Annotated in this window: 2 protein-coding genes; both read right to left on the bottom strand. The window is 70.3% G+C overall.

Features of this window, described 5'->3' with window-relative positions; genetic code table 11:
- The coding region (locus tag VML93_RS01340) for a cation transporter (protein ID WP_325606889.1) at positions 1-923 on the bottom strand (923 nt) is incomplete at its 3' end.
- Positions 924-980: 57 nt separating this feature from the next.
- A partial coding sequence (locus VML93_RS01335) for a Kelch repeat-containing protein (protein WP_325606886.1) occupies positions 981-2,035 on the bottom strand: 1,055 nt, incomplete at its 5' end.

The raw sequence follows: 2,035 nt of genomic DNA, 5'->3' as shown, positions 1-2,035 counted from the left end.
CCGGGGCCGCGGTCAACGGGCAAAGGCTCGCCGGTAAGCATAGATTCGTCGACTGCTGACCACCCGCTCACGACGGTCCCGTCGAGCGGAATCGCCTCATTTGGCCGCACCCGCACCAGCGCCCCCACCGGCACGCTCTCGGGCGCGACGAGATCGCCGCGCTCGCGGTCAGGATCGGCGACCACCCGGGCTACGGGCGGGCGCAGCGAAAGCAACGAGTGCATGGCGTCTACGGCGCGGCGGCGTGCGGCGGCCTCGGCGGCGCGTCCGCTGACCAAGACGGCGATAATGAGTGGCGCCATGGCGTAGTGCAGTCGTCCCGCGAACGCGCCGCCGCCGCTGCCGACGTGGGTATGGCGGCCCCCAACGGCAATGACTTCCACGGCCTGCACGGCGACCGCGGCGAGCGTGCCGATTGCGATCAGGGTGTCCATGCTCACTGCGCCATGACGGAGCAGGCGAGCGGCGTTGCGGAGGAACGGCCAGCCGCCGGCGAACTCGACGATGACGGCCAGGACGAGGACGATCCATGCCATACCCGCGGTCTGGGGCAGGAGGAGCGACACCAGCAACGCGGCGATCGCCAGGGGCCAGGAGATGATCGCACGCAGCACCCACCGGTCGCTGTGCTGACGGCGCGCGGATCCGGCGGCGGCATCGACCGCCTTGGCGCTGTAGCCGACGTCGGCGACGGTCTGGCAGAGCTCGCCGGTGCTGATCGCTGAACCGTTGTAGGAGACGAACGCCCGGGCGGTGGCCAGGTTGACCGAAGCACTGGCCACGCCCGGCACGCGGCCGAGCGCGTGCTCGATCCGCGCAGCGCATGCGCCGCAGTGCATGCCGCCGAGCTCAAGCTCGGCGGTGGCGAAAGGAACTTCCCTGGCCTGCGCCGGCGGTGTCGTTTGCGAGGAAGTGATCAGCACTGCGACCCCGGCTCTGAAGATCTGGAATTGCTCAGCTACTACGGACGGGATATCTCCTTACTTCTGGAAGGTGAGGGTTTGCAGGGTGGGGGTGGATGCGTTGTGCCCCGTCTGGGAGGCGCCGTCGATGGCGTACAGGGTGCTGGCGATCGCTACGAGGGCCAGCCCATGCCGGGGTTCGGCGAGGTTCGGCAGGCTGGACCAGGTCGAGGTGACCGGGTCATAGGCCCAGACGGTGCTGAACACGGTGCCGGTGCTCTCGCCGCCGGCGACGATCAGCCGCCCGCCGATGAACGCCGCGCCGGCGTCGCTGACCTTGCCCGGTGCGGCCTTCAGCTGGACCCACTGGTTAGTGGCCGGGTCGAACCGCTGCACCGCCGCGGTGTTGGAGGCGGCCTCGAGCCTGCGCCCGCCGACGGTGTACAGGTACGTGCCGTCTGAGGCGGCCGCCAGGTGATCCCCCGGAACCGGGATGCCGGCCGCGTCGCGCCAGCTGGTGCCGTCGAAAATCTCGGTCGGGATGACCTCGGTCGGGGGCGTGCCGGCGGTCCGCCCGCCGGCCACGACGATCTTGTCCCCCACCACGGCCGCCGCGCCGGCGCCCCGCGCATGGTGCAGTGAAGCCGCCTCAACCCAGGCGGTCTGGTTCTGGTTCAGGCGGAACACCCGGGCGGAGGCGGCCCCGATGATCTCGCTGCCCCGCGGCTCGAACCCACCGATCACCCACACCGTGTTCTGGTACGACACCATCATCGCGTGATGCAACGGGACCGGCAGGTTCGGACCCGGGGTCCACACGTTGACCGTCGGGTCGTAGTACTCCGTCTTCGCCGTGGCATCTTGCGCGTCGGTCAGACCGCCGGCCACCCAGATCCGGCCGCTCTTATCCACCGCCGCACCCACCTGCTGGGTCGCGTACTGCGAAGCAGTGCCCAACTGCCAGCTCCCGGCAGGCTGAGCGGGCCCTGTGGGCACGCTGAGGGTTTGCAGGGTGGGGGTGGATGCGTTGTGCCCCGTCTGGGAGGCGCCGTCGATGGCGTACAGGGTGCTGGCGATCGCTACGAGGGCCAGCCCATGCCGGGGTTCGGCGAGGTTCGGCAGGCTGGACCAGG

It is taken from the genome of Mycobacterium sp., assembly GCF_035499775.1.
In the GTDB taxonomy this organism is placed as follows: domain Bacteria; phylum Actinomycetota; class Actinomycetes; order Mycobacteriales; family Mycobacteriaceae; genus Mycobacterium.
This window is presented reverse-complemented; position numbering and strand designations above follow the sequence as displayed.